The sequence below is a fragment of the uncultured Nostoc sp. genome (assembly GCF_964247315.1).
In the GTDB taxonomy this organism is placed as follows: domain Bacteria; phylum Cyanobacteriota; class Cyanobacteriia; order Cyanobacteriales; family Nostocaceae; genus Nostoc.
In genome coordinates, this window is record NZ_CAXTTT010000231.1 from 1 (window position 1) to 4,136 (window position 4,136).

The following is a 4,136-nucleotide window of genomic DNA, read 5'->3' on the forward strand; positions in this document are numbered from 1 at the left end:
GATGGTTTACCCACTGCTGTTACTATATTTCACCCAACTGAGAACCGCTATAGTACAGCTTTGCGTAAAATCGTAGCGTTTTTAATGCAAGGGGACGCATTAGCATTGTCAGTCGATGCATTGGCATTGTCAGCCGATGCATTGGCATTGTAGGGTATTGCCAAATTTAATTTGCTACGAATTAATGAAATGCTGTACTTAGTAAATAGACACATTTGCAAAGCGTCTCCAAGAGTTGCGGCTACTCTATGAGAACGCTAAAGGCGAACCCGCAGGGTATTGCCCCTAAAACGAATACTCATTCACCTCGACGAAGGAGTAAGCATAATAAAGCGATCGCTCTCGGCTGTTAAAGTCAGGTGAGCCACAGGTCTAGCGGTCGCTGTCAGGACAATTTAGGTATGCTGTATTCTTAACTTCAGCGATAAATTGCTTTTTGAATAAATGCTTAATCTTATTTCCTATTTGTTTTTAGCTCAAGCATCGCCTTCTCCTCCACCTCCACCACAGGAAATTTTCATTCCCCAACAAACAAGACCTTTGACAGGACATCTTGACGAAGTACCAGTATTTAACAGTAATAACCCAGAAGTAGTTAAGAGTGAAGGAATTCTGCTGTCTACATTTCCTCCTCAAGGCAAAAAAGTGCCCAGCGCCCACCTGAACTTTCCATTTCAGGGACGGTTTGATTTATTTTCTCACCATATTGCGAGAGCGATTGAGACTCCAAATGATTTGCGGACTCTTTATTTGGGGGTGATTATTTACAATCCAAGCGATCGCTCTGCAACTGTCAACATCTTGCAAGCAGCTAGTTATCTTAGTCAACCTGATGCACCTTTTGTCAAGCTTCCTCCCATGCAATCAAATAATTCGGGAAACATTTATGCTGGGCCGGGCGATCGCGTGATGAATGATCTGCTGCGAGTCAGACGGCAGTCAGGATGGCCAGCCCAGTTGGTAATTCCACCAAAACAAAGCCGGATGTTGATGAATCATCCCATTCCAGTGCGTTCTTTAACCCCGCCATTGAATGGACGTTCTACATTATTGCATTTATATAGTGATAGTCCAGTTTATCTGGCCAACCTGGCCATGTTTGCCAAACCCAATCCCGATGGTAGTGAACGAGCGCCCACTTTAGAAGAATGGGAGAATTTGTTAGAAAATGGTGATTTTGCTGGGCCACGTGAACCTGCCCCTAGTCCTCCAGATCGGCTTGCAGGAGCAACAGAGATTTACGGGCGGGTAGCGGGGGTAGCTGTTGGCTCTCGTTGGCAAGCACAAATTACTGACTCTAATAGTTCATACCTGACAATTCCCGAATCAGGACAAGCTTTTTCCTACGGTTTAAGTACTCTTTTAGCAGGCAAAATGGGTACTGGACAAAACCAAACTGCTAAACTAGTGGCGCGTTATCCTGGTACTGCTTACGAAGCTCACGGCAACTACGGTATTGAATACAACATCTCTCTACCATTATTTAACAATACGGATAAGCCACAAACTATAAATGTACTTTTCCAAACGCCGATCAAAGAAGATGAGTTAAGTAAACCAGGACTGCGCTTTTTTTCACCACCCGAACCATCTGTCTTTTTCCGAGGTACAGTTCGTATTCGCTACAATGACGATAATGGCTTACCCAGAACCCAATATTGGCATTTAGTTCAACAACGGGGACAGATGGGAGAACCGCTTGCTCAATTAAAAATATCCCCTGGACAGCGACGACTGGTAGAAGTGGATTTTCTCTACCCACCTGATGCTACGCCTCCTCAAATGCTGACAATTCAAACTGTAGACCAAACTTAACAATTCAAAATTCAAAATTAAAGACATTACATAAGGGGATTTAAACCCCGACTGAAACTGTTATATGTAGCGCTTCTCAGTTTTATGGAATACAAGTCTTTGGTTTAGTGCAATTTCTGATAAAACAGATGTTGAACTGAATCTGCTGGGGCAAAATAGAAAATATGACAATTGAATCCAATTCCTCTAATCTACCAACCCCAGAACCAGCACCCGAAAATAATTTGCAACCGGATGACTTTGACGGTAGCGCAACTGAGAAAAACCTAAGCTCAGAAGTACTAGCGACACAACAAGCACTAGCAGCGATCGCATCTTTGAAATCTCCGCAATATACAACTGCTCTACAACAAGCCCGTTCCGATCTCAACCAACCTACTACCAAGCAATTGCTAGTTAAGCCGAGGGCATTGCTAATTACTTTAATAGCGATCGCCATCACCTTCACTGGAATTATCCTCAATAACTGGATTATTGGCATTATCGGAACGCTGATAACTTTGCTCTTATCTCTTGCGATATTATTGCCTTGGTTCCAAGAAGTTTTAAACGACTGGTTTTCACCCCAAGAACGCACCCTGTTTGTGGCCTTTTTGGGACTACTAGTAGCCATCATCGGCTTGATCGAGTTTACAGGTGTAGGCGATCGCTTGCTTGTTTTAGGACGCCAGATTAACTGGGACATTGCTGGAACCCTAGCAGATTGGTTTGGTGCTTTGGGGCAAATTCTAATCGCCGTCATCGCCGTTTATGTGGCGTGGCGACAATATGTCATTTCCAAAGACTTGACAATTCAGCAAAACCTGCTAACAGTTCAGCAAAACATTATTACCCAGCAACAGACAATTGATTCCTATTTTCAAGGCGTTTCAGACTTAGTATTAGATCAAGAAGGATTATTAGAAGATTGGCCCCAAGAGAGAGCGATCGCCGAAGGACGCACTGCGGCAATTTTAAGTAGTGTAGATGGCAGTGGTAAAGCAAAAATTCTTCGCTTTCTCTCACGTTCCAAATTGCTCTCACCCTTACAACGCGATCGCCTTTTAGGTCGAGCCATTCTCGACGGGAGTGGCGGTTATGCAGAAGACCGCCTAGAAGGTGTGCGTGTCATCGATTTAGGCGTAACCTTAGCAGGAGCAGACCTTTCTGGTACTGATTTACGTTGGACTGACCTCAGCGAAGCTAATCTTGTCCGCGCTAACCTGAGCGGTTGTGATTTAGTAAAAGCCAACCTCTCCCGCACTATTTTATATAATGCTAATCTCAGTGGTGCCGACATCAACGGGATTCGCCTATTCTATGGTGTAGTGGATAAAGCATCACCCCGTAGTCGTACTCAACCACCAAATTATCAAACCGGCGAACACACTGGCGCAGTGGTGGAAAATGCCGATTTTACGAATGTGCAACGGATGTCTGAGTTTGCACGTAACTACTGTTGCGCTTGGGGTGGTGAAAAAACTAGAGGTACTATTCCCGGTGGTTGTGAAGGTATTCCTAATAAGTTGGGACGGTAATTATAAAACTAGATAAAAAATTAGTTAGCCGCATTAAAAATCTGCTGTGCAGTTAAATTTAATTGGGGAAAGGTAGGTGATGAAATCGCGGTGTTACCTTGAAACGCTGTCATTTGATATTCACCATCAACTAATTCGCATACAAATATAGTGGGTTGTTTGGGATTACCGATGAACTTTCTTGCACCCAATGCAGCATAATCAGCAATCCAATATTCGGGAATGCCCATTTCTTCATAATCCCTAAGTTTATTGTAGTAATCATCTCGCCAGTTGGTTGAAACAACTTCGATGACTATTGGAACCGATGCTGCTTGGCTTACTGTTGACTGTTTTTGAAAAAGCGGTTCATTGTCGAGATTATCAAGATTTAGCAGCAACACATCAGGCGAATAAGCGGATTCGGCAGAAGGAGTTTGGATCAATGCAGTTTTGGGAATTCCGTAGGGTAAATTGAGACGATCGAACTCCACAGTTAATTTCCGCGACAAAAATGCAATAACTTTTTCATGTGTTCCGGTTGGAGGCGGCATTTCAATAATTACTCCTTTGTGCAATTCATAGCGTTTTCCATCATTGGGATACCATTCGATAAATTCATTAAAGGTTAGTAATTTGGGCAACGCTTGGGTCATAATCTTACCTCCATATATGTTTTACTTTATCATGCAATAAATGTTGATTAGGATTACAAATATATAAAATGGCTTTATGTAAATTCTTGGGGGTTGCCTAAATTCAATAAACGCCTGCCCGAATTCAATAAACGACTGCCCGAATTCAATAAACGACTGCCCGAATTCA

3 protein-coding genes are annotated in these 4,136 nt (G+C 43.0%); 2 read left to right on the forward strand and 1 reads right to left on the reverse strand.

What is annotated here, in order from left to right; translation table 11 throughout:
- Positions 1–444: 444 nt before the first annotated feature.
- Positions 445–1,815, forward strand: a complete 1,371-nt coding sequence (locus tag ACFE93_RS34050; protein ID WP_375480460.1) for a DUF3370 domain-containing protein — start codon at positions 445–447, stop codon at positions 1,813–1,815.
- A gap of 164 nt (positions 1,816–1,979) precedes the next feature.
- Positions 1,980–3,332, forward strand: coding sequence for a pentapeptide repeat-containing protein (locus tag ACFE93_RS34055; protein WP_375480462.1), 1,353 nt, complete (start codon positions 1,980–1,982; stop codon positions 3,330–3,332).
- A 20-nt stretch (positions 3,333–3,352) separates the two neighbouring features.
- Here the strand turns inward: ACFE93_RS34055 and ACFE93_RS34060 are convergent, their stop codons facing one another.
- Positions 3,353–3,967 (reverse strand): Uma2 family endonuclease, encoded by a 615-nt coding sequence (locus tag ACFE93_RS34060; RefSeq protein WP_375480464.1) that lies wholly within the window; start codon positions 3,965–3,967, stop codon positions 3,353–3,355.
- Positions 3,968–4,136 lie beyond the last annotated feature (169 nt).